At 25.5% G+C, this 23,798-nt stretch carries 25 protein-coding genes and 1 tRNA gene; 3 read left to right on the top strand and 23 right to left on the bottom strand.

Going from position 1 to position 23,798, the window contains the following annotated elements; translation table 11 throughout:
- Positions 1-107: 107 nt before the first annotated feature.
- From BP769_RS07650 to cbiM, 4 genes are all read right to left on the bottom strand, one after another.
- Positions 108-941: an ATP-binding cassette domain-containing protein gene (locus BP769_RS07650; protein ID WP_413825932.1), complete on the bottom strand. Its 834-nt coding sequence runs from the start codon at positions 939-941 to the stop codon at positions 108-110.
- A 24-nt stretch (positions 942-965) separates the two neighbouring features.
- Positions 966-1,652 carry a cobalt ECF transporter T component CbiQ gene (gene cbiQ / locus BP769_RS07645; protein ID WP_413825934.1) on the bottom strand — a complete coding sequence of 229 codons (687 nt, stop codon included), beginning with the start codon at positions 1,650-1,652 and terminating at the stop codon, positions 966-968.
- 83 nt (positions 1,653-1,735) lie between these two features.
- The gene (locus BP769_RS07640) at positions 1,736-2,032 is read right to left on the bottom strand and encodes an energy-coupling factor ABC transporter substrate-binding protein (protein WP_413825936.1); all 297 of its coding nucleotides are present in this window, start codon (positions 2,030-2,032) and stop codon (positions 1,736-1,738) included.
- Between the two features lie 20 nt (positions 2,033-2,052).
- On the bottom strand, positions 2,053-2,766 hold the full coding sequence (gene cbiM, locus BP769_RS07635) for a cobalt ECF transporter S component CbiM (protein ID WP_413825938.1): 714 nt from the start codon (positions 2,764-2,766) through the stop codon (positions 2,053-2,055).
- Positions 2,767-3,048: 282 nt separating this feature from the next.
- Here cbiM and pyrF point away from each other — a divergent pair, with 282 nt between their 5' ends.
- Positions 3,049-3,696: an orotidine-5'-phosphate decarboxylase gene (gene pyrF, locus BP769_RS07630; protein WP_413825940.1), complete on the top strand. Its 648-nt coding sequence runs from the start codon at positions 3,049-3,051 to the stop codon at positions 3,694-3,696.
- Between the two features lie 89 nt (positions 3,697-3,785).
- On the opposite strand, the gene BP769_RS07625 is transcribed toward pyrF, so the two are convergent.
- From BP769_RS07625 to BP769_RS07600, 6 genes are all read right to left on the bottom strand, one after another.
- Positions 3,786-4,316, bottom strand: a complete 531-nt coding sequence (locus BP769_RS07625) for a hypothetical protein (RefSeq protein WP_413862364.1) — start codon at positions 4,314-4,316, stop codon at positions 3,786-3,788.
- Between the two features lie 40 nt (positions 4,317-4,356).
- Positions 4,357-5,307 (bottom strand): deoxyhypusine synthase, encoded by a 951-nt coding sequence (locus tag BP769_RS07620; RefSeq protein WP_413825945.1) that lies wholly within the window; start codon positions 5,305-5,307, stop codon positions 4,357-4,359.
- A gap of 199 nt (positions 5,308-5,506) precedes the next feature.
- Complete coding sequence (locus BP769_RS07615; RefSeq protein ID WP_413825948.1) at positions 5,507-6,421, bottom strand: CBS domain-containing protein; 915 nt, start codon at positions 6,419-6,421, stop codon at positions 5,507-5,509.
- Positions 6,422-6,594: 173 nt separating this feature from the next.
- Positions 6,595-7,581: an ATP phosphoribosyltransferase gene (gene hisG, locus BP769_RS07610; RefSeq protein WP_413825950.1), complete on the bottom strand. Its 987-nt coding sequence runs from the start codon at positions 7,579-7,581 to the stop codon at positions 6,595-6,597.
- A 226-nt stretch (positions 7,582-7,807) separates the two neighbouring features.
- Positions 7,808-9,814 carry a DUF7657 domain-containing protein gene (locus tag BP769_RS07605; protein ID WP_413825952.1) on the bottom strand — a complete coding sequence of 669 codons (2,007 nt, stop codon included), beginning with the start codon at positions 9,812-9,814 and terminating at the stop codon, positions 7,808-7,810.
- A 228-nt stretch (positions 9,815-10,042) separates the two neighbouring features.
- Positions 10,043-10,975, bottom strand: a complete 933-nt coding sequence (locus BP769_RS07600; RefSeq protein WP_413825954.1) for a glycosyltransferase family 2 protein — start codon at positions 10,973-10,975, stop codon at positions 10,043-10,045.
- Between the two features lie 534 nt (positions 10,976-11,509).
- Here BP769_RS07600 and BP769_RS07595 point away from each other — a divergent pair.
- Positions 11,510-11,935 (top strand): GtrA family protein, encoded by a 426-nt coding sequence (locus BP769_RS07595; RefSeq protein ID WP_413825957.1) that lies wholly within the window; start codon positions 11,510-11,512, stop codon positions 11,933-11,935.
- A 6-nt stretch (positions 11,936-11,941) separates the two neighbouring features.
- Here the strand turns inward: BP769_RS07595 and BP769_RS07590 are convergent, their stop codons facing one another.
- The 10 genes from BP769_RS07590 to BP769_RS07545 all read right to left on the bottom strand — a co-directional run bounded on the left by BP769_RS07590 (position 11,942) and on the right by BP769_RS07545 (position 19,983).
- Complete coding sequence (locus BP769_RS07590; protein ID WP_413862362.1) at positions 11,942-13,087, bottom strand: TIGR04083 family peptide-modifying radical SAM enzyme; 1,146 nt, start codon at positions 13,085-13,087, stop codon at positions 11,942-11,944.
- 56 nt (positions 13,088-13,143) lie between these two features.
- Positions 13,144-13,365 (bottom strand): TIGR04165 family Cys-rich peptide, encoded by a 222-nt coding sequence (locus tag BP769_RS07585; RefSeq protein ID WP_409197684.1) that lies wholly within the window; start codon positions 13,363-13,365, stop codon positions 13,144-13,146.
- A 55-nt stretch (positions 13,366-13,420) separates the two neighbouring features.
- Positions 13,421-14,371: an ADP-ribosylglycohydrolase family protein gene (locus BP769_RS07580; protein ID WP_413825962.1), complete on the bottom strand. Its 951-nt coding sequence runs from the start codon at positions 14,369-14,371 to the stop codon at positions 13,421-13,423.
- Between the two features lie 17 nt (positions 14,372-14,388).
- Positions 14,389-15,075, bottom strand: a complete 687-nt coding sequence (locus BP769_RS07575; protein WP_413825964.1) for a glycosyltransferase family 2 protein — start codon at positions 15,073-15,075, stop codon at positions 14,389-14,391.
- A 46-nt stretch (positions 15,076-15,121) separates the two neighbouring features.
- Positions 15,122-16,090, bottom strand: coding sequence for an NAD-dependent epimerase/dehydratase family protein (locus BP769_RS07570; protein ID WP_413862360.1), 969 nt, complete (start codon positions 16,088-16,090; stop codon positions 15,122-15,124).
- Positions 16,091-16,123: 33 nt separating this feature from the next.
- Positions 16,124-16,663 (bottom strand): hypothetical protein, encoded by a 540-nt coding sequence (locus tag BP769_RS07565; RefSeq protein WP_413825970.1) that lies wholly within the window; start codon positions 16,661-16,663, stop codon positions 16,124-16,126.
- 11 nt (positions 16,664-16,674) lie between these two features.
- Positions 16,675-17,532 (bottom strand): UTP--glucose-1-phosphate uridylyltransferase GalU, encoded by an 858-nt coding sequence (gene galU, locus BP769_RS07560; RefSeq protein WP_413825972.1) that lies wholly within the window; start codon positions 17,530-17,532, stop codon positions 16,675-16,677.
- Between the two features lie 262 nt (positions 17,533-17,794).
- Positions 17,795-17,878, bottom strand: a tRNA-Leu gene (locus tag BP769_RS07555).
- 77 nt (positions 17,879-17,955) lie between these two features.
- Positions 17,956-18,378 (bottom strand): DUF371 domain-containing protein, encoded by a 423-nt coding sequence (locus BP769_RS07550; RefSeq protein WP_409197690.1) that lies wholly within the window; start codon positions 18,376-18,378, stop codon positions 17,956-17,958.
- Between the two features lie 12 nt (positions 18,379-18,390).
- The gene (locus BP769_RS07545; RefSeq protein ID WP_413828695.1) at positions 18,391-19,983 is read right to left on the bottom strand and encodes a sensor histidine kinase; all 1,593 of its coding nucleotides are present in this window, start codon (positions 19,981-19,983) and stop codon (positions 18,391-18,393) included.
- A gap of 616 nt (positions 19,984-20,599) precedes the next feature.
- On the opposite strand from BP769_RS07545, the gene BP769_RS07540 reads away from it, so the two are divergent.
- Positions 20,600-21,076 carry a GIY-YIG nuclease family protein gene (locus BP769_RS07540; protein ID WP_413825978.1) on the top strand — a complete coding sequence of 159 codons (477 nt, stop codon included), beginning with the start codon at positions 20,600-20,602 and terminating at the stop codon, positions 21,074-21,076.
- On the opposite strand, the gene BP769_RS07535 is transcribed toward BP769_RS07540, so the two are convergent.
- From BP769_RS07535 to cfbC, 3 genes are all read right to left on the bottom strand, one after another.
- Positions 21,073-21,987 (bottom strand): sensor histidine kinase, encoded by a 915-nt coding sequence (locus BP769_RS07535; protein ID WP_413825980.1) that lies wholly within the window; start codon positions 21,985-21,987, stop codon positions 21,073-21,075. The two genes, BP769_RS07540 and BP769_RS07535, sit on opposite strands and share 4 nt — an antisense overlap.
- A 31-nt stretch (positions 21,988-22,018) precedes the next feature.
- Positions 22,019-22,525 carry a hypothetical protein gene (locus tag BP769_RS07530; RefSeq protein ID WP_413828693.1) on the bottom strand — a complete coding sequence of 169 codons (507 nt, stop codon included), beginning with the start codon at positions 22,523-22,525 and terminating at the stop codon, positions 22,019-22,021.
- Positions 22,526-22,986: 461 nt separating this feature from the next.
- On the bottom strand, positions 22,987-23,787 hold the full coding sequence (gene cfbC / locus BP769_RS07525) for a Ni-sirohydrochlorin a,c-diamide reductive cyclase ATP-dependent reductase subunit (protein WP_413825985.1): 801 nt from the start codon (positions 23,785-23,787) through the stop codon (positions 22,987-22,989).
- Between the last annotated feature and the right edge of the window lie 11 nt (positions 23,788-23,798).

The following is a 23,798-nucleotide window of genomic DNA, read 5'->3' as shown; positions in this document are numbered from 1 at the left end:
TTTTTTTAAATTCATTTATATACTAAGTATTACTTAACTTGTATTAAAAAATCCCAAATCATAACAATTTAGGAAAACCTTTACTTAATACAAATTTTCTATAATAATTATAAATCTAATTTTTCTAAGAATTGATTTCTAGCTTGACTAATAGTTAAAGGATATTCCCCTTCAAAATCTATAGAATCTTCCTTTTCTAAAATTTCAGCTAAATGAGCAATACGAGGTAAACGTAAATTAGCACCTCTAATAGTTTTTACATCACTGAAAACTTCACTAGGAGTACCTTCCTTAATAATTTGACCTTCTTTAATCACATAAAGACGATTTGCATATAAAGGAACTAAATCCACATCATGAGTAGAAATAATAATAGATATACCTTCACTATTTAATTTATATAATAATTTTAAAACTTGTGAAGCACCTTTAGGATCTAAACCACTAGTAGGTTCATCTAAAACCATGATTTTAGGTTTCATAGCTAAAACACCAGCTATAGCCACGCGCTTCTTTTGACCACCACTTAAATGATGTGGAGGTTTACGTTCAAATCCAGACATCCCCACTTTTTTTAAGGATTCTTTAACACGATTTTCCACTTCTTCTTGAGAAAGTCCTAAATTTAAAGGACCAAAAGCCACATCCTCTTGAACTGTTGGTGCAAAAAGTTGATCATCAGGATTTTGAAAAACAACACCTACTTTAGATCTAACATCAAGTAAACCTTTATTATTATATTTAATTGGTTTACCCTCAACTAATACTTCCCCTTTATCAGGTTTAAAAATTCCATTAAAGTGTAAAAAAAGAGTAGATTTTCCAGCACCATTCTTACCAAGTAATGCAACTATTTCATTATCATTGACTTTAACAGTTACATCATTTAAAGCTTTAGTACCATCTTCATATTTATAAACTATATGATTTGCTTCTAACATTATTTTTTTTAACTCCTCTAACCTTTATTTACTAGGTTCATAAATTGGTATTTCACCATTATAACCCCGAGATTCCAAAGTTCTTTGTAATGATTCTGCTTTTTCTAATGATTTAAAGAAAAGATTTGCAATAATACTTCCAAGAGATTTGAAAGAATTCATATAACCATTAAATCCTAATCTTGATTTTTGAGCATTTCTCATTGTTTCAACTTCTTCTAAGAATATAAATATAATATTATACATTAACATGGATAATTCTATAAATATTTTAGGTACATGAACTTTAGCTAAAGCATGTAAAAAATCATTTATTGGTGTTGTAAGTGACATGAACCCTAAACATGAGAAACATGCAAATACTCTAAAGAAAGTTAAAACAGCAAGGTTATATGCATCTTGGCGAATTACTATTCCCCAAATTCCACTATCCCATATAACAGGACCTACTCCAAAGAAGAACAATAAAAATACACAAGTAATACTTGTGAAAGCAAATGGTATCGCTATGAATTTTAAATAAATACTAGGTTTAACACGAGCTACACCCATAATTCCAATTGCTGCTAAGATTATTACACAAATTTCCAATGGAATATTTTGGCTAATTAAAGAGATTAACATTATCCCTATAGATAATACTATTTTAAGATTTGAGTTTACATCACGTAAGCGATTTGTTTGTGCAATATAATCTATATTCAATGTCATGTTCTCATCTTTACCTTTTTTTATTTTAATTTTTTAAAAAAAATTATTTAATAGATTTATTTAAATCTATTAATAAAATTCCATTATTCTTTAATATTGTATTTTCTTTGTGCTCTCCAATAACCGAAGAAATAACCTATAATTATAGTTCCTATAGCAGTTTGAACACAGAAGAGTAAACTTTGTATTTCCCCACTTGGTGGTTCCCACATTGAACTGAACCATGGTGTGTAACCAGTTGATTTTATTGCAGTTGCTCCAGCATCATCAGATCCGCCGAAATAACCTTGGTCTTCACCTAATCCACTATACATTGCTAAGGGTATCATTACAATGATTGCAACTAATATTAATAATATTATATACATTTTTGTTTTCATTAATTAACAAACCTCCAAGTTTATATAGCAGATCCTTTATCATCTTCTAATGCTTCAACTTGAGCTTCTTCAGCTTCTTTTGATGTTAATGCACCAAGTTTTTCCATGAGTTTTGGTTTATTTTTCTTTAACATATCCCATATTACAACTGTTAAAATACCTTCTGCTATTGCTAATGGTATTTGAGTTACTGCAAATATTGCAAAGAATTTTACAAATGCAGCTGTGAATGATGGTATTGGAAATGCAGCTGATAATTGTACAGCGGTTGTTACATAAGTTAATAAATCACCAAAGAATGCTGCAAAGAATATTGCAACTAGTGATCCAGCTTTTGTTTTATTGATTGCCTTATATACTGCCCATGCTACGAATGGTCCTACTATTCCCATTGAGAAACAATTTGCCCCTAAAGTTGTTAATCCTCCATGTGCTAAGATGATAGCTTGGAAAAGTAGTACGATTACTGCGAGTACACTTGTTGCTGCTGGTCCGAATAGTGCTGCTCCTAATCCATTCCCACATGGATGTGAACAGCTTCCTGTTACGGATGGCATTTTAAGTGATGATAGTACAAACATAAATGCTCCTGAAACTGCAAGTAATGCTTTTGATTCTGGAGTTTTTTCAAATGTTCTTTTAATTTGTATTAATCCCCATGCTACTACTGGTATCATTAGTATATACCAAAATAAACACCAAAGTGGCGGGAGAAATCCTTCCATAATATGCATTTAATATCTATCCCCATAATTTTATTGTTTTTTTTAAAAAAGTTTTAAAGTAAAAATTTATTAAAGTTAAATTGATTAAATTAAATTTAACTTTATAAATATTATTTTATCCAAAACCCTATTTAAGCCTTTCTAAAAATTTCAAATAAATATGAAAATAATAAAGTTAAATTAATAAAAACTTCTTGAATTAAATTAAGTAAATTTTAATATTTATAATTTACTAAAAAAAATAATAAACTAGAAAAAACAAACAATAAAAACAAAAAAGGATAAAAAAATATGAAAATAAAAAACAACCTAATATTAGCAATGGACATAATGGAACTCCAAAAAGCAGAAAAAGTATGCGAAACAATAGGAAACCAAATAGACACAATAAAAATAGGATACCCCCTAACATTAGCAGAAGGAATACAAACAATAAAAATATTCAAAGAAAATTACAACTACCAAATAATATGCGATTATAAAGTAGCGGATATACCAGCAACTAATTCAAAAATAGCAGAACAAACATTCAAAAATGGTGCAGACGGAATAATAACACACGGATTCGTAGGAGAAGACAGTGTAAAAGCATGCCAAGACAAAGCAAATGAATACAACAAAGACCTATTTTTACTTACAGAAATGTCACATCCCGGAGCAAAAAGATTCCTCCAAAAAGATGCAGATGAAATAGCAAAAATGGGAGTGGAAATGGGAATAAAAAATTATGTAGCACCAGCAACACGAATAAATCGTTTAAAAAAAATCAGAGAAATAGTTGGAAAAGATTCATCCATAATATCCCCAGGTGTAGGAAAACAAGGTGGAGAAGCTAAAAAAACATTAAAATATGCAAATGCTATAATTGTTGGAAGATCCATTTATGAATCTGAAAATCCAAAAAAAGCAACAGAAGATATAATAAAATCTACAAAATAAAAAAAAATGAGAAAAATACATATTAAATATTTCTCATTAATAAAATCCTTTTTTTATATTAAATATTTCTCATTAATAAAATCCTTTTTTTATATTAAATATTTTTCAAATAATTTACGTGCAAATTCATAAAATATTTCAAAAAGTAAGAAATAAACAAAACTAATTAATTGAAGATACCCAAAAATTGCTAAGAGTAAAATTACAACTTTCATTGAAAAACGATAATCAAAGAAATACTCAAAGAATTTACCTTTAGAATAAACTTTAGGATTATCATTACCTAATTCATCAATCCAAGCACCTAAAATACAAGCCAATAAAATAAAACCATTAATTCCCGGAATACCAATTATGGCTACAATAATTAAGAAAGTTAAAAGTGTGGCTATATGATGAACACCATCCACTTTTAAACCTAAAAGATTACCAATAAGTATCCCTATAAAAATGTAAGCAGCATCTATATTTGTAACAGTAGCATAAGCTGCGAATAATCCACAAATTATACCTAATATAACTGCTAATATTTTATTATTTTTCTCATCAAATTCATCATCACTAAATTTCATAAAAAATCCAGATAATGCATAAGATGCTGCTAGTAAAATCGGAGTCATGAATTTTTTCCCTCAAAAATATTATTCTTTAAACATTATTTTATTCAATTTTATCTAATGCAGCAGCAAAAATCAATGGAAAGATAATAGTTGCATCTCCTACGACATTAGCTAAGTTTGAACCACATTTAGCTTTAGACCAACTTTTAGCTTCTTCTAAAGGAGCACCACTTAAACTTCCAGCTTCAGGACGATCCATAGTTATTTGTATAGCTGCATCTAATCCTCCTTTAAGTAAAGTTGATGCCATAGTATAATGTTTTGGAACTCCTCCTCCAAGGAAAATTCCCCCAATTTCTGGAGATTCAAATACTAAATCTGAAAAATGATGCATATCTTTTACAACATCTAAAATTAGATTATGATCTTGTGTAAACATCCATAATTGTAATCCAAGCATACTATCTACAATTCCTGGTGCAAATATATCTACATTATGTATTGCTGCTTGATGGAGAATACTATTTTCATCATCTATTATTAATCCTATTTCATGTAATAATGTGTTAATTGAAATTATCCCTTTATCTTTAGGATTATCTAATTTTTCACTAAGTTTACCAAAGATTTTATTGATTTCTGTTTCAAATATTTCAAAATCATCATTTTGAGTGTAAACATCAGCAATTCGTCCTATCCCTGCTTTGTTTAATGCTTCATCATCATCCCCAAAGTCTCTGTAATGTCTTCCTCCAAATGATTCTAATAAATCATGAGTTATATTTGCTCCACTTGTAACTAATACATTAATATATTCATGTTTTATCATGTATGATATAATGTTTCGCATTCCCCCAGGTACTTGTGGCCCTGCCATACTCATAAAAATATTCATGTCTTCTTCATTTATCATTGCTGCAAGTAAATCTGAAGCTCTTGCTACTCTTCCAGATCCTAATACTCCACAGTTTTCAAATTCTTCCATGAGTTCAGATACTTTCATATCTTTTTTAATATTCATTTGATTAACTTTAGTTCGTTCTATTCTCATAAAAATCATTTATTTATTATTTATTTTGTAAATTTTATTTTAAGGAAAATATATGTTTAAAAATTTTACTTTTTTTATTAATATTTTATTATAAAATTTTAAAAAAAAGAATTAATAATTAATATAATATTTATTTATTATGTTAAATAAGTTTTATTAAAAAAAAGATAAATTTGATTTAAAACCAAAAAAGGGGATTTTAAGATTTTATAGAATCCATTATTGGGAAATTTTTTAAATTTGTGATTTGTTCTATTAAATCTGTGCGTGTTACAATTCCAGTTGGTATTTTATCTTCATCAACAAGTATTAATCTTCCTACATGTTTTTTATACATAATTTCAACAGCATTTGCTATTTTCATTTTACTGTTTACTGTTATGACTTCATTACTCATTATATCTTGAACTTTTAAGTTTTCCCTATTTTCTGCTAATGATTCAACAATATCTGTTAATGTTAACATTCCTATTGCACAATTATTTTCTATTATTGGTGCTCCTTCAATATCATTCATGGTTAATATTTTGGCTGCTTCACGAATACTATCTTGACTTTTTAAACTTATTAAATTTGTAGTAGCTATATCTTCAATAGCATTTTTAGGTATACTTCTAATTGTTGTTGTGTCTAATAGTATTAAATTATCCATATCGTCTCTTCCAACAATTTCTCCCATAACCCCTAAATTATTTACTGGTGTTGGTCCTATTGTTATAATATCTCCTAGAGTTAAATCTTTAATATTTCCTAAAATTTTTATTGCTGCTTCACATTCTCCGGGGTGTGGAACACTTGTAAATTCTATTTTAGCAACAGATAATCCTTCTAATTTATTCCCATCTTTAAACATTGGGACTTTAAAAGAATCTTCATCAGAAACAGTAATGTTTAATGTTTGATACGCTTCAATTGTAGGTTTATACCCCCCTCTTGGGCCCGGAACACCTTTTACTAAACCTAAACTACGTAAAGATTGCATTTGGTTACGAATAGTACCAGGATTTCGACTCATAACATCAGCAATATCTTCCCCTTTAATAGATTTTCCATTAGAAGTTTGATATAAATTAATTAAATTTTGTAAGATTTCTTTTTGTACAGAAGTTAACATTTTTTTTAACACCCAAAAAAATATAATGATAATTTATAATGATTTTTTATGAATAATTATAATTTATTAAAATTTATATAAAAAGATATTGATTTAAATTTACTAAAAATATGTAAAAAAGTTAGAAAAAGTTAAAAAAATAAGATATAAAGTTAAAAAATTATTTAATAAATTTATTTAACATACTGTTTTACATCACTTCTAATAATACTTGATGCACCATATTTTTTAATTTCATATAACATTTCAGGGAATTTTCCTTTCGGAATTAAAACATTAACCTGAGAGTATGTAGATCCTTTATTAATTGTTGGTTCATCTGAACATAATTTATTTTCAATTAAATAATCTGTTAATTCTTTAACAATATCATTATTAATATTAAATTTAACATCAAAGTATTTTCGTGCAAGGATAGCTCCATATAATTGATCAAAAATTAATTGAGCTTTTTCCATTTTTTCCCCTGTACATGATACTCCAGCATATAAACCTGCAGAAGAGTGAAGAATTGTTTCTAATTCTTTTAATCCTGCTTTTTTAAGAGAGTTTCCTGTTTGAGTGTTATCAACTATTAAATCTGCACCTTTAGCTATGTAAACTTCTGTTGCTCCATCACTATTAATAACTTGAACTTTATCATTATTGCCATCTTTTAATCCTCTAACTTGTACAAGTGGTACAGTATCTCCATAAATTTCTTGATATCCATTATTTTGCATCATGAATTTACGTGTTAAATTTGGATATTCTGTAAAACATAATATTGGAGTGTCTCTATTTTTATTTTTTCTGAAAAAATCTGTTAAATTTTCATAGGGAGAATCATTTGGCACAGCCATTATTAAACGTGTTTGACCATAATCTAAATCTCCAAGTTTAGTTATATCATTATCACTTAATACAGATTCTTCCTTTACCCAATCTTCACCAACAATAGCTAAATCCACCATTCCACGATTTAACTCTACAGGTGAACTTTGAGGTCTAGTTAAAAATGCTTTAATATCTTCATCATTAACAATTTGTATTTCAAAGGATTCATCCTCAGGTTCATATCCTTTCATTTCATAACCTGCATCTACAAATAATTGATAAGTATTTCCTCTTTTAATATTATTTAAACTTCCTTTTGGAAGACCTAATGTAATCTTTACCATTTTCTAATCATCATCCTAAAATTATTTAATAAACATATTTTAAATTTCAATTTTTTTTCATTGATTAAATAAAAAAAACCTTAAAATATTATCTTTATTCTATTTTAAAAAAATCTATTATTTAGTAATTAATTTCGAAGATATAAAAAAGTTATGATATAAAAAAAAGTAAATTTTATAAAATAAACTTAAATTTTTACTCTAAATAAATTTAAAAAGATTTAAGTTAATTCTTAGAGTAAATTATATTATAAATTTTATATCCATCATGATCATAAATTTTATTAAAATTCACCTTATCCGAGTTCAAACCACTTAAATCATTTTTTGTAAATATATAACTAACATTAAGTTTTTCTAAATCATTAATATTTAAGGATAAAGCGAAAACATCAGCTTGTATTAAATTAAAACTTGTATTATCCTTTGTTAAAAATGTAGGAACATGAGCATATCTATTATAAATACTAAGATTGTTATTATTTGAATCTAAAGAAGACCATGCTTTTAAATTAGGATAAGTGTTTACTGAATTAAGTGTATGTGCTCCAACTGGAATTAATTCATCAATATATATACCATTTCCTTCTACAATCCAAGTAGCATTAGGATCATTTTGAACAATATGAGAAACCTCTTGAATAGGAGCTTGATTAAAATAAACATTTACTCCAGATTCAATTGGATTTACTAAAGCTCCTCCAGTAAATGAAATAATTAATATACAAACTAAAAATCCAGTTTGAGCTTTCTTATTTTCACCACTATTTAAAATAAAGAAAAATGAAAATCCAAATATAATCATTAATATCATTATCATAAACATATTATAATGAAAATTAGAAGCCCAAATTGAAATAAAAAGAATTATTCCAGCCATTAAAAATCCCAAAACAAAAGAGAACCTATTTTTAAATAAAGCATTAAACTTACTAAAAATTTTAGATTTAAAAATATTAAAGTTAATATGTTTTAATAAACCCATAGAACGTATAAGAATTAATAAATCAAGGAAAGAAAGAATTACTAATAAACGAAAATCAGTGGATTTCCCTAATAATGTGACCTTTCCAATAATTGCAGGCCATGAAAAAAGATAGTAAGATCCTAAAAAGACATAAATAACCATTAAACTATTTAAAATTATATCTTTTTGTTTTTGAACAAAAGTAACAATGATATAAAGAATAATACTTAATGGGAAGAATGAAATAATGAAAGAAAAATTATTAACTTGAACATTAAAACGTTGAGGAATAATAGAATAAAATAATGAACCCATATAATCAAACGCATATAAAAAGTTCCCTCCACCAACATAATTTCTTAAACCCGGATAAGAAGTATTTAAAAGGGAAATTATAGTTTGATGAGATTTTAAGAATATATAAAACATACTTAACCCTAAAATAGTGACAAATAATAAACTTAATATTAAATCTTTTTTAGAATATTTAAAAGATTTTTTATTAAGCAAAAATATTGCAATAGATAAAGTTAAGAAAATATAAGCTAAAGGTATCTCCCATGCAGGATAAACAGCTAATAAAAATGCTCCAATCGAAATTATTAAACCTAAAGTACATAACAAACGTTTTTTATAAGAAATAGTATTCATATAATAATTTATGAGAAGAATTGCTAATTGACCAAAAATTAGCATTTCAACTAAACCATTTACTGAAAACCACCATTGAACAAGTGGAGAAAATGTTAATAATAAAGCATAAGCTAAAGATAATGTTTTATTTTCTTTAGTTAAAAACATCCCCATTTCAAACGAAACTAAAAGTAATCCTAATAATCTACCTACCCAAAAGAAGGATAAACCTTTTCCAGGAGTTAAAAATAAATATCCCCAATGAAAAGGACGGAATAGGCCAACTAAATTCCAAACAGGTTGTCCATAAAGAAGAAACATATCTGTAGGCGTAGCTCTAAGAATAGATGAGAAATAAGAAAATCCATTATGATATTGAGAAAAAGCCATTACAGTATTTACATTAAACTCATCTGAACGAATCACACGTGAAATACCAAGTAATGAATTATGAGAATCCACATTGAATAAAGATAATTGTGCTATAGATGATCCATGAATCTCAAATATTACACAAATTAAGAATAAAACAAGGATTAAAGGATAACGAAATTTATATAAAAATTTAGAACATTTAACCCTTAAACTATCATAAGATAAAATATAAATTAAAGAGAATATTATTATAAACAACAAAATTAAATGTTTAAAAGAAAAATATAAAATAATTTTATTTAAAATAGAAACTAAACTTGTGGAATTAAATATGATAGGATTTTCAACAAAAATGATATATATCTCAGTTAAAATTGTTAAAATCAAAGAAAAAGTAAAAATTAAAGAATTTTTAAATAAATTATTTTTAAGATTATACATTTTATTTATACCTCATGAAAAAATTTTATTGTTAAAATATTTACCTTATTCCTTGTTATTTTTAATATATTTTAATAGTATTAAGTGATGTTCTAAATTCTGAGAATGCTGTTTATTTAGAACATGCAAAATCACACCTGTAAAAAATATAATTATCGCACAAACTAAAATAGTGCAAATTAGTAATAAAGTTGGAATTTTATCTACATACCCTGTTTTCAGAAAGTTCAAATATATGGGAAAGAAATATAAAAATGATATTGATAAAAGAACTAAAGTTATTGATGAAAAATAAAAAAAAGGTCTTTTATCACGTATTAATGCAAATATCATAGCAATTACTTTATAACCATCAGTATAAGTGTTAAGTTTAGATACACTACCTTCAATTCTATCTTTATAAGTAATAGGTATCTCTTCAATATTAAAATTATTATTTAAAGCAAAGATAGTCATTTCTGTTTCTATTTCAAATTCTTTAGATAAAATAGGAAATGATTTAACAAAATCATAACTAAAACCTCTCATCCCAGACATTATATCATTTAAATCACTTTTAAAAAAGAAATTTATAAAATTACGTACAGTTTTATTACCTATATTATGAAAAGGACGTTTATTTTCTTCAAAATAATTTGATGAAAGACGATCCCCAATAACCATATCTACTTTTTTATTTAGTATGAGTTTTTCTATTTCAGGAGCAACTTCTGCAGGGTAAGTATCATCTCCATCTACTAATATATAACAATCAGCATCAATATCTTTAAACATTGATCTAACAACATTACCTTTACCCTGTTTAAATTCATATTTTACAATGGCTCCTGCAGCTTTAGCTATTTCATCACTACCATCTGAGGAGTTATTATCATATACATAAATTACTGCATTAGGCATTTCATGTTTAAAATCTTTGATGACTTTTTCAATAGTAAGTGCTTCATTATAACATGGAATCAATATTGCTGTTTTCATAGTAAATTCTCGTTTATATAATTATCAAAAAATGTATAAATTAAGATTTATTTACTTGATATAATATAAATGTTTTTATTTAACTAATCAAAACTTAATTAATTATATTTTATTTTATTTTTAATGTTAATAAATTTTATTAAAATTTATATTTAATAATTAATTTATTTTCTATTATTATAAACAGTTTAATAAATATTAAGAAAATTTTTATAGATATATTGTTTAATTTATTAAGTGTACAATTAATTTTTACCATTTTTTTTTAATGTATAATAAGATATAATTTTCCACAAAAATTAAAAATGATTCAAAAAAAAACTTTTTTTGCATTAAAAAGATTGACTTATTAATTTCTAAATCAAAAATAAATAGATATGAAAACTTAAAAAATAGGACTCCTCTTATTTTGACAAAACTTTATTTCTTTTTTTATTATAAACATTCTGATAATATTGATAAAAAAAAATAAAATTAAATATAATAAAAATTAAAGAAATATATTAAATTAATAAAAAATAGGAAATATTTAAATTGCAAATAATTAACAAACTATTAAAAGAAAAAACAGATAATCTTCTTCTACAATTTTTTAGATATATTTTTGTAGGAGGAACCGCCTTTGTAATCGATTTTGGATTACTTTACGTATTCACAAGTTATTTAAATATTTATTATTTAATATCTGCCGTTTTATCATTTTTAATTTCTGTACTTGTTAATTATGTGATGAGCACTAAATGGGTATTTAATCAAGACAATATAAATAATAAATTGGTAGAATTTAATTTATTCATCTTAATAAGTACAATAGGTCTTGTTTTTACAGAAATAATACTTTATTTACTCACAGATATCTGTGGAATATATTATATGATTTCTAAGATTATAGCTTCAATATTGGTTCTATTTTGGAATTTTTCAGCAAGAAGAGTTATGTATTATGGTAAAAAATTATAAAAAAATTTAATTTTTCATTGCCAAATCCATAATACTGAATTGTTTTTTAGAATTGTTTTCCTCTTCAGAATTATTATTTAACATTTGCCCCATTGCACCTTTCATGAAATCTTTATTTATACATTTGGAAACTTCAGCAAATATCATACTATATGCTTCACATTGAGGATCAACTGCTTGTGGTGTTCCATTTGATACTAATGCATTATATGGACATCCCCCACGACAATATTTTATAAATTTACATTTTCCACAATTTTCATCAACATATTCTTCAAATTCCATTAACTTATTCCAAGCTTGTGATTGTTTTAAATCTTCCATACTTGGTTTATCAGCAACATTTCCCATTATGTACTCAGTCATTCCTACAAAACGATAACATGGGTATATGTTTCCTTCTGCACCTACTGCTAAAGTAGTACCCATACAATCATTAAATGTGCATAATGTTCCTCTTCTTCGCAATGTACTTTTAGTTATATGATCTAAATCCATTACAACAAATTTATCTAAATCATATAAATATTTATCTAACCAATCAACTAATATTTTCCCATGTTCTTTTTGAGGTAATGCCCATGAATCTGCATTTTCCCCTCTTAATGAGGGTAATGCTGCATGAATTTTAAGAACATAACCATTATCTTTGAAAAAATCATATATTTGATTACTGTAATCTTTAGAGTAACTTGTAAAAGTACATACAAAGTTAATATTTAAACCGTTCTCTTCTGCAAGATGTACTTTTTTCATTGTTTTGTCAAAGTATCCTTTTCCACGTTGATAATCGTTTATATCTTTTGGACCATCTATACTTGTACTAATGTTAATATTATATTTTGAGAATAATTTAGCCATTTCATCTGTTAATAACCATAAATTACTTTGTAAAGAAAATCCTTCTGTAATATGAGTTTCACTATCATTTAAAAGTGGTAATGCTTCCTCATAAAAGTCATAACCCGCTAATAATGGTTCTCCCCCATGGAATGTGAAATGAACATCATCATCTCTGAAATCTTTTAACCATTCATTAATCTGTTTTATCACACTTATACTTATTATTGGTGATTTATCTTCAGATCCCCAACAGTAACTACAGTTAGATGGACATTTTAATGTTGGTATAATCATTACATGAAATGTCATAATATTTTAAACCTTCAAATCTTAGAAAAAATGAAATAATAAAAATTTATATAAAATTAGAATAAACCGTTTTGGGTCAATTCTCTTAATACTTTTTCTTTTTCTTTAATTTCTTCAGGTTCTTCTTCAGAACCATCACTAAATACATGTCCACAATTTTCACATACTATTTCTTTTAATTCAGCATGTGCATGGTGGTTATCAATCATTCTTCTTTTAATTATTTTATCTGTAGAACCACATTCTGGACATTTTGCTAACATTTCTTCAAGCTTCATTATTTTTTTCTCCCTTAAATATTAAGTATATAATTTAATTAATTTAAAATTTTTTTTATAAAGTTTCTTCAAAATTATCACATAAATCAATGATTTGATTAATATTTTCTATTTCAGAAAGCCAATTTTTAGGAATATTATCATAACCATAATATATTCCAGATAAACCACCACAAACAGAGGCAGTTGTATCAGTATCATAACCTAAATTCACAGCTTTAAGTATAGAATCTTTATAATTATCTGTTTGAGCTAAACACCATATACTAGCTTCTAAAGTCGCAGTTACATAACCACTACTCTGTATTTTATCACAGGATAAATTATAAATTTCACCATTAATAATTCTTTTAAAATAATGATTTAATTCATCAGAATACTCTTTTTTTGAATTATAATAATCTACAGCATCGTCCACACCATTTTTTATTACTTCAATAAGAGGTAAACCTATATCATTATTTAATAATTTTAATGCAATATTTACATAAATACCACAGGATATTTTACTTCTAATATGGTTATGAGTTAATGAAGATAAATTATGAATAATTTCCATTGCATCTTCTGTTTCCATAGATTTCCCATGCAAATAATAAGCAGCAGGTAATATTCTCATAAGTGATCCATTACCATTATCTCTTTCACCATTACCTCCACAGAGTATTGGACTTTCACCTTCACCATACTTAATAATTGCATTTCGAGTACTAATACCCATATCAAATATTTCACCAGTTGCAGTATAATCAGAATCAATGAACCATGCATAAAATTTTTTCATTATATCTTCATAATCTAGGCCACAACTTGTTAAACTATCTATTGTTGCAAGTGTTAAACTAGAATCATCAGACCATGTACCAGCCGGTTGATTATGAGTACCATACCCATCCATATTTGTTACAGGATGATCCTCGAAATATTTTCTTGGTTTAAATTCATATGGAACCCCTAATGCATCCCCTACAACTAAACCTACTATACCATCTTTAACATTTTTCATAAAAATCAACAAAAAATTTATTTTTTTAATGTTCTTTCAACTTTATCTTTACCAATTTTTAAGAGCACACCTACTCCATGAGTTACTGGATTTTTAGTTGAACTATTAACATCATATCTAACAGTTATAGGTACTTCACTAATCTTTAATCCATTATCAGATGCATCTGCTAACATTTCACTTTCAATACCAAATCCTGGATCATTGAATCTGAAACAAGACAAAGCCCTATTACTGAATGCTCTGAATCCACTTTGTGAATCTGTTACATGAATTCCAGCAGAAATATTAGTTGCATGATCTAATACTTGTTGACCTACCCTACGATAAGCTGGAGTGTTTTCTTCATGCCCATTTAAATATCTACTACCATTAACTAAATCCACTCCATCTTCAATTACAGGTTTTATTAATTCTGGAATTTCATCAGGATTATGTTGACCATCAGCATCAATAGTGATTATAACATCATAACCTAAATCGGAAACATAATCAAAACCTGATTTTAAAGCTATACCTTTACCATAATTAACAGGATGAGTTAATACATGAGCTCCAGCTAATAATGCTGTTTGTTTTGTTTTATCTTCACTACCATCATCTATAACCAAAACATCATCAATATATTGAAGGGTTCTTAAAATAACTGAACCTATTGCAATTTCTTCATTAAATGCTGGAATAATAGCTATCGATTTAACCAAATTTACCAAATCTCCATTTGAAAATCATTATTTAATTAAAAAGATTTTATTCAATTCTATAATAATATTTCATCCAATCAACTGTTCTTTTAATACCTTCTTCAGGAGGTATTTGAGGATTATGTTTTAAATCACGAATTGCTTTGCTGAAATCAATAGTTTTAACTTTAGTAGTGAAAGCTTCAGGTTCAGTGTAAGTTATAAGAGAATCATCCACTCCACATGCATCTAAAACCATATCAGAGTATTGTTTAATATCTCTTTCCCATTCTTGTTTACTTCCAACATTATATACTTCTCCAGGAATAAAATTATCCACTATATTAGCAAAAGTATTTACAGTATCATCCACATAATCAATTATTCTTTTATGCCCCATATGTACACTGTAAGGTAAACCATGTAATGCCTTATAAATAAATATTGGAATAAATCCTTTATAAGGTGAATAAGCTTCATGAGGACCATAACAGTTTACTGGTCTTACTCTTACGGTTTCAGTGTTAAACATTGTTGCGGAATTCATTACCATTAATTCTCCAGCCCATTTACTGATTGCATAATCATTCATTTGGTAAGTATCTGCAATTGGATTATTTGTCATTACATCTTCAGTCATAATTCCATCATAATCTCCATAAACTTCTGCTGAAGAGAAACTTATCATACGGAAACCTAATTTTTCTTGTAAACGGATCATATTTTTTAATCCCATTACATTTGTTTGCCAAAGGTTTTCATAGTATGCTTCACCATTCCATCTTCCATATTCTGCAGCTAAATGATATACATAATCAAAATCATAATTATCATCGAATATACGTTCCATTTGACGATAACTTCTAACATCTCCACGAACATAATCTGAATATGAGTCACTGTATAAATCTGCTTCCCCTTCATGGTGTAATAAATCACATGCTAATACTTCATGTCCTCTACTTCGGAGTTCATTTACTAAATTAGTTCCTATAAATCCACTTCCACCAGTTACTAAAATTCTTTGAGTTTCCATTATTTAATTCCCCTCATTTTTTTATTAATTTAATTATTTTTTATAAATATTAGATATTTCACTGTCATCTCTAACGGTTTCTTCATATTTTACTAAGTTTTCAGGTTTTTTATTACTTAAATAATCCCATAAACTTTGATATTGGTAATCTATTATTAAATCTTTTAATAAGTAATTCTCATCAATTAAATCATCAATGTTTTCACTTATTTCATCTATAATTTGGAATAATTCTTTAATATTTTTATCACATTTGGCTAATTTAAGGTTAAAATTTATATTATCTTGTCTTTGCTCATCTAATAAATTTTTTGTAACCTTTGTCCTATGTTTCATTTTATTGAAATCAATTCTAAATTTTACAACTTCTTTACTTTTTAATTTTAAATCCATTGCTTGATATTTTAGGAGTTCTTCTTGAACGCTATTTTTCTCTTCAACCAATTGGGACATTCTTTTTTGTATGTAAGAGTTTCTGTCTTTTACTTGCTGATATAATTGGTTTGTATTTTGAAGTTTCCGTTTTGTAATGTCCAATTCTTGTTTTAGTGAACTCATTGATTCATTAGCCATAATTATTACCATCAATCGTTATTTTTGAATAAGTCATTTTTTATATAATTGGTTAAATCGTCTTTTGCTTCTGGATCATCCATTGCAAATTTCAATGATGTTTCTAACCATTCTAAACGATTCCCTATATCATAAGATTTACCATCATAGACAGCACCATAAACTTTATTTAGTTTTGATAAAGCATCAGTTAATTGTATTTCACCGCCTTTACCAGGTTGAGTTTCTTCTATTGCCTCAAAAATATTTGAAGTTAATAAGTAACGACCCATTATAGCAAGATTACTTGGTGCTTCTTTGATTGATGGTTTTTCAACTAAATTATTAATTTCATACACATTATTTTCCACTTGGTTTCCATCTATAATACCATATCTTTCAATTTTATTTTGAGGCACTTTTTCAACAGATATTGCAGAAGAATTATATTTTCTATAAACATTTATTAATTGTTGTGTGCATGGAATTTTGCCTCTTGTAATAGTATCACCTAACATTACAGCAAAAGGTTCATCACCTATATGTTTTTCAGCACAGTAAATCGCATGACCTAATCCTTTTTGTTTTTTTTGTCTAACGTAATAAATATCTGCTAAGTCACTAATTGCTTTAATTTGTTCAAGATAATCTATTTTACCTCTTTCTCTTAAGTGATGTTCAAGTTCAAATGACCTATCAAAATGATCTTCTATAGTTCGTTTACCTTTACCTGTTACGATAATTATATCATCTATTCCAGATGCAACTGCTTCTTCTATAACATATTGTATTGTTGGTTTATCATAAACTGGTAACATTTCTTTAGGTTGAGCTTTAGTAGCTGGTAAAAATCTTGTTCCTAAACCTGCTGCTGGTATAACTGCTTTCAAATATATTACCTCCTGAATAAATTATTCTAATTATTTTTATTGGGAAAATTAATTATTTTTTTCAAATTAAAAGTTTTTTCCAAAATTAAACTATTTATTAAATATTATTAGTTTATAATTTAAGTTATTTTTATTTTTTAAAATATATAAAATTTGATAAATTAAATTGTGAAAAAATTAGATTAAGAAATATTTTTTAGAAAAACTAGAAATTTTTTTATTAAAAATAGATTTTTTTTGAGTTAAATTAAAAAAGTATGAGTGCGGGAGACGGGACTTGAACCCGCGAAGGGACTAACCCAATAGGCCCTCAACCTATCGCCTTTGACCACTCGACCACCCCCGCATTATTAAAAATAAATAATACAGTAATTAATTATTTACCTATTAAAGTATTTAAACTTAACCATTATATATTTAAAATTATTTTAAAATAATTTCAACATCCATAAGCTCTCCATTACTTAAATCATCAATAAGATCTGCATTTAAATCACAAGATGCTTTATTTGCATTAACCATTAAAGTTCTATTACAAGTATAATTACTTTTTCTACATACAATATCTGTAGGATGATTTAATGTAAGTTTTTCATCTCCATAACCTTGAATTTCATCAAAACCATGAATTGTTTTAAGTTTCATAATAATTTGAGTATTAGAATCTCTAATTTTTTCTTTAAAATCGTCTGGAAAATCTAGTAATGATTTATCCATTTTAACTCCTATAATACAATCAGCAGTTTTACCAATTTCTGAATCTTTTGTTATTTCAAAAGTAGATTTATGTTTACTAGTCACATTCTTATGGCCTTTTGTACGAATTTTAAAATTATAATCATTCATTAAGATCACAGCTTAAATTTGGGGCATTATGAAAATAAATTCAACACCATTATTTTCCACTATCTCATATTCTGCAGATAATTGACTGGATAAAGCATTCATTAGTTCTATACTAATATTTAAATCTTTATTAGATAAATTAAAACCTCTACCATTATCTTTAACTTTTAATATGATTTTATTATTATCATTCTGAAATAGATCTACATCAATTACTCCTTGAATATTTTTTTCTTTTAAATACTCGCCATTATTAAATCCACATATTATAGAATTATTTAATAGCTCATTAATTATTAAACCTAAAGGCACAGCATTATCTAAACAAATAAATTTATCTTCAACATTATTATTAATTGCCAAATTAGGAATATTACTGTAATGATTTTTAACTTCAACAATTAATAAGTCAATATAATCTTTAATATTTATTTCTGAAAATTGTCCTGACATGTAAAGGTTTTCATGAACTAATGAAATTGCTTTAATACGTGATTGACTATCATTCAATACATTTATCACATTTTCATCTTTAATTTGATACTTTTGTAAGTTAAGCAAACTTATAATTATTTGCATATTATTCTTAACACGATGATGAACCTCAGTTAACAATACATTTAATAATTTTAAGGAAGACCTGAGATTACTTTCATCTTTTTCAATATCTGTCATATTAACAATAACATTTATAGTACCATTGAAATTACCATCTTTTAAAATTGGTATTATATAACCACTTAAATATAAATCATTACCATCAATTGTAACCTTATGAGATTCAACAAATTCTGTTGTTAAATTTTTACAAGATTTTAAATATAAATGTTTTTTTATAAACAATTCAGGAGAAAAATTAATAAAGTTTTTACCTAATAAATTATCTTTATCTAATTTTAATATTTCAAATAATTTAGAATTTGCATAAGTCATAATATGATTTGAATCAGTCACTAAAACCATATCATTTGTATAATCTATTAATCTTTCAAAAAATTTTTCCCTTTTATCAGATTTCATCTTTAAAATTAATCTATTAATATCCTTTTTATTGATGCTAATTACAAATAAGAAAATTAATAAATAGAATACAAATAGTAAAATAGAAGCTATTAATCCTTCAAATGGAATCTCATTAAGTATCATATAATTGGTATGGTTAACAATAGGGTAAATAAATAGTAATATTGAAAACATTATTATAGAAAATATGCTTAAAAAGTATCTTCCAAAACGACTGCTCAAGTTATTTAAACAAAATATTCTCATTAAACCTTCATCTGGATGTATTAATAAAAAAGCAAAACCTAACATAAAGTAGGTTACTAAAGCACGTAAAGCATAATAATGGTTATCCATACCTGGTTGTGAGTAAAAGAAAAATCCAATAATCCCGATTACAAGCACTATAAATGATAAGACTTGTGATCCCTTAAAATATTTCTGTTTAAATGTTAAATATAATAAAATCAATAAGGAAAATAAACATAAGCCATAAATTATATTAGAAATTCTAAGAATAAAACTTGGATTAATTAAAATGATATATGCAAAAAATATTATAAATAAAAGCATAGTTAAGAAAAATAATCCTTTAATTAACATTCCATATTTTTCCCTAAATTTTGAAATGGATAAAAATGCAGTTACAGAAAAACAAAGAAAAAAGGAACTTTCTATCATAAACCGATGAAAAAAATTAATATCTGTTATAAAATATGAGTTAAAAACCATGCCCACTACAATTATTAAAATAATTAGTGAAAATAATAGTTTACTTAATTTTTTTAAATTATTAACATAAACTTGATCAACTAACCCTGTCAAATATTTTTCATATTCCTCATCTTTAGTATATTTAAACAACTTGTTTATCTCCAATTTATTAGGAAAAAATTTTGTAATATAATATTAATTTTTATCTTTGAATATTATTTATATTTAACTAAGACAAAACCATTAACATATCCCTAGAAAAATTTAAACATTAATTTCAATTTTATAATTCATTAAATCATAAGTTTATTGATTAAATAAAAAAATATGAAAGGTAAATAGTATTAAAATAGAAGTATTAACTTAAAATTACATTTTACTAATCGGATATATAGATTACTAAATAAAAATAAAGACTTTACTATAAAAAAATATTAAATAGAAAAAAATAAAAAGTTCTTAAAAGCCAAAAGTTTTAATAAATATTTTTTAAAAGAGGAAAACTATGCCATTAAAAGGTTCTTATTGTTTAATTATATATTTAAAAAAAGAGGAAAATATTAAAATAGGTAATTTATACTCTAATTTAAAATTCAACAAAGGATATTATGTTTATATAGGATCTGCAATGAATTCATTAATTCCTAGAATTAAAAGACATTTATCTCAAGAAAAAAAATTACATTGGCATATAGATTACTTATTACAAAATAAAAATACTAAAATTGAAGAAGTCTTATTCAATATTTCTAACAATAAAATTGAATGCAAACTAGCCCAAAGAATCAGCAAAAAAGGAGCGGGAATACCAAAATTTGGATGCTCTGATTGTAAATGCAACAGTCATTTAATCTATTTTAAAAATTATGAAGATGCAAATGAAAATGTTAAAAACACATTTAATAATCTTAATATGAATTACCATGACTTAAAATATTTTAAAAAAAACTACAATGAAAAAAATAGAATTATAATTAATTAAACTTTATTTTTAAAAGTTATAGAAACTTTAGTTCCATTCTTACTTTCAATCGCATATGTTCCTTCAATTTGAGCAACCAAACTATTAATTAAAGTAGAACCTATACCAGTACCTTTACTTACAGAATTATTAATGCCAATACCATCATCTTCAATAATTAAAGTAAATAAACCATCATTCTCACTTAACTTAACCCAAACTGTTCCTTCATCACGACCTTCAAAAGCATACTTAATACTATTGGTTAAAAGTTCATTAATAATTAAACCAAGAGAAATAGCAATATCTAAATTTATATATGTCTTAACTAAATCCATTTTAAAGGTAATCTTTTTAGAAGTAATATAACTTCCTTTAATCTCACGAACTAAATCATTTATATAATCAAAAATATCCATATCCTCAAAATTTAGATTTTTATATAAATTCTCATGAACTAAAGCCATACTACGAACACGAGATTGAGTCTGAAAAATAGCTTCTTTAGCTTCTAAATTATCGATTTTATGAGATTGAATACTTAATAAACTGATAATAATTTGCATATTATTCTTAACACGATGATGAACCTCAGTTAAAAGAGCATTCCTTTCTTTAATACTTTTTTTAAGAGCTGATTGTTTTTCAATAGATTCAGATATATCAAAAGTTGTTATAACAACACCATCAAATTTATCATTTTTAATAAAAGGTATTACCCATCCATTAAAATTTCTATCAATATTTTGAGATTTATGACTAAATTCAAAGAAATGAGGTTTCAAAGATTTTTTTACTTCTAAAGCATGATTTTTAACAAGCCCATCAAATTCTGTGAAATAATTTAAACCAATAATATTTTCATCAAAACCCCTAAATTCATAGTAAATATCATTTGCATAAACAATTTGATCTTCTTCATTTAAAACCATGACCCCTTCAATAGTATACTGTATTATATCTTCAAATAATACTTGTTTTTTTTTCTGCTTCTTCTTCTGATTGAATATGGTTAAACTCAGCATAAGTAATATGATTAATATAATAAAAAACTAAAAATATTAAGAATAATACTGAAGATAATATTAAGAATAATTCATTTGATAAAAAAGTAAACCATGCAGATTTAATGATTAAGATTACTGTAAGTACTAAAACAAAAATATTACCTATTATAAATATATTCCTTCCAAATACACTGTTTTTAGTTTTAAGATTTAAATGTTTCATAAATCCTTTATCAGGAGTATAAGCTAAGAATAAAAATGAAATTATTAAATAAGAGGATAAAGTAAATAATAAAACCATACCATTAAGGTTAATATTTACATAATTTATTGCAAAAGCAACAAATCTTCCAACAATTAAAAGTAAAGCCAAAAATTGTGCAAAAGCATAATATTTTTTATAGATTAATGAATATAAAAGGAAGATAATCCCAATATAATTTAATATAATAAATAATAACATTAATTTACCAAATTGAAAATAAAAAGATAAATTAATTAAATTTAATAAAGATAAAAGAAAAATACTTGTATTTAAAATCATTAAAGCAAGAAATAGTTTAGAAAAATTATTTAAATACTTTTTATGATGATTTTCTTTATTAGCTACTAATAAAAACCCAATACAGAATAGTGAAAAAAATGTAGTGTTAAATATTAAAAAATTTTTATTTGGTAAATGTAACAAAATATTTAAGAAAATCACGGCTAAAAAAATTATTAAGGTTATAATTGTTATTAAAATAGAATATTTTTTTAATTTATTAACAAGAGGATAATTAATAAATGTTTTATAATCATAATCATCATCTAATAACTTGTTTAACATGTTTTATACTTTCCTAATATTTATTATGCATACTTATAATATTTTTTTGTTAGTAAGTATTAAAATAGTTTTCTAAAAAAAGTAAAATTTTATAATTAAATAAATTGTTTAAAAAAGTTTTCGAATTCTTCATCATTTAATGGTTCAGGCACTATATAATCATTATTATTTAATATTTTTAAAGCTAAATCATTGTATTCTTCTGCTTCTTCGGATTCAGGATATTTTTCAACAACTGTTTTAGCATCTAATTCACTTTGTTGTATGAGATTACTTCTATGGATTGTTCCAATTATCTTAGTACCTATCTTTTCAGCAAATAATTTAACAATATTCTCTTCATTAGGTATATTTCTACAATTACAGATTATACCTGCAAGATTACCATGTAATTTTTTAATTCCTCGAGAAATGTTATTTGCAGCATATAATGACATGTATTCACCTGAGGATACTATGAAAACTTCATCAGCATAATCTTCTCGTAAAGGCACTGAGAATCCTCCACATACTACATCTCCAAGAACATCATAAAATATAATATCTAAATCTTCATTGAATGCACCAACGTTTTCTAAACGTTTCATTGCAACAATAACGCCCCGTCCAGCACATCCAACTCCAGGTTCAGGACCTCCACTTTCCACACATTTTATCCCATTATAACCTGTGAAAACTAAATCATCAATTTTTGGTTTATGATTATCTTTTAATGTACTAACTACAGTAGGTATTCTTTTACCATATAATGTTCTTGTAGTATCTGCTTTAGGATCACAACCAATAACCATTAAATTTTTTCCTTGTTGACTGTATGCGGCAGATATATTAGCTACTGTTGTTGATTTTCCTATTCCACCTTTTCCATATATTGCTATTTTTTTCTGTTTTTTCAAACTTAAACCTC

Origin of the sequence: Methanobrevibacter sp. UBA417, from assembly GCF_002508845.1 — an archaeon.
GTDB classification, from domain to species: domain Archaea; phylum Methanobacteriota; class Methanobacteria; order Methanobacteriales; family Methanobacteriaceae; genus Methanobrevibacter_A; species Methanobrevibacter_A acididurans.
Note: the sequence above shows the minus strand (reverse complement) of the source record. Positions and strands in the feature narration are given on the sequence as shown.

Coding starts and splice junctions, on each gene's coding strand:
- cbiQ (WP_413825934.1), bottom strand. CDS start 1,652: ATGACATTGAATATAGATTATATTGCACAAACAAATCGCTTACGTGAT.
- BP769_RS07530 (WP_413828693.1), bottom strand. CDS start 22,525: ATGTTATTATTTATTATATTAAATTATATTGGGATTATCTTCCTTTTA.
- cbiM (WP_413825938.1), bottom strand. CDS start 2,766: ATGCATATTATGGAAGGATTTCTCCCGCCACTTTGGTGTTTATTTTGG.
- BP769_RS07545 (WP_413828695.1), bottom strand. CDS start 19,983: ATGTTAATTAAAGGATTATTTTTCTTAACTATGCTTTTATTTATAATA.
- BP769_RS07570 (WP_413862360.1), bottom strand. CDS start 16,090: ATGGAAACTCAAAGAATTTTAGTAACTGGTGGAAGTGGATTTATAGGA.
- BP769_RS07600 (WP_413825954.1), bottom strand. CDS start 10,975: ATGAAAACAGCAATATTGATTCCATGTTATAATGAAGCACTTACTATT.
- pyrF (WP_413825940.1), top strand. CDS start 3,049: ATGAAAATAAAAAACAACCTAATATTAGCAATGGACATAATGGAACTC.
- BP769_RS07550 (WP_409197690.1), bottom strand. CDS start 18,378: ATGAATGATTATAATTTTAAAATTCGTACAAAAGGCCATAAGAATGTG.
- BP769_RS07640 (WP_413825936.1), bottom strand. CDS start 2,032: ATGAAAACAAAAATGTATATAATATTATTAATATTAGTTGCAATCATT.
- BP769_RS07590 (WP_413862362.1), bottom strand. CDS start 13,087: ATGACATTTCATGTAATGATTATACCAACATTAAAATGTCCATCTAAC.
- BP769_RS07650 (WP_413825932.1), bottom strand. CDS start 941: ATGTTAGAAGCAAATCATATAGTTTATAAATATGAAGATGGTACTAAA.
- BP769_RS07615 (WP_413825948.1), bottom strand. CDS start 6,421: ATGTTAACTTCTGTACAAAAAGAAATCTTACAAAATTTAATTAATTTA.
- BP769_RS07580 (WP_413825962.1), bottom strand. CDS start 14,371: ATGAAAAATGTTAAAGATGGTATAGTAGGTTTAGTTGTAGGGGATGCA.
- BP769_RS07540 (WP_413825978.1), top strand. CDS start 20,600: ATGCCATTAAAAGGTTCTTATTGTTTAATTATATATTTAAAAAAAGAG.
- BP769_RS07535 (WP_413825980.1), bottom strand. CDS start 21,987: ATGGTTTTAAATGAAGAAGATCAAATTGTTTATGCAAATGATATTTAC.
- BP769_RS07585 (WP_409197684.1), bottom strand. CDS start 13,365: ATGAAGCTTGAAGAAATGTTAGCAAAATGTCCAGAATGTGGTTCTACA.
- BP769_RS07620 (WP_413825945.1), bottom strand. CDS start 5,307: ATGAGAATAGAACGAACTAAAGTTAATCAAATGAATATTAAAAAAGAT.
- hisG (WP_413825950.1), bottom strand. CDS start 7,581: ATGGTAAAGATTACATTAGGTCTTCCAAAAGGAAGTTTAAATAATATT.
- BP769_RS07625 (WP_413862364.1), bottom strand. CDS start 4,316: ATGACTCCGATTTTACTAGCAGCATCTTATGCATTATCTGGATTTTTT.
- BP769_RS07565 (WP_413825970.1), bottom strand. CDS start 16,663: ATGGCTAATGAATCAATGAGTTCACTAAAACAAGAATTGGACATTACA.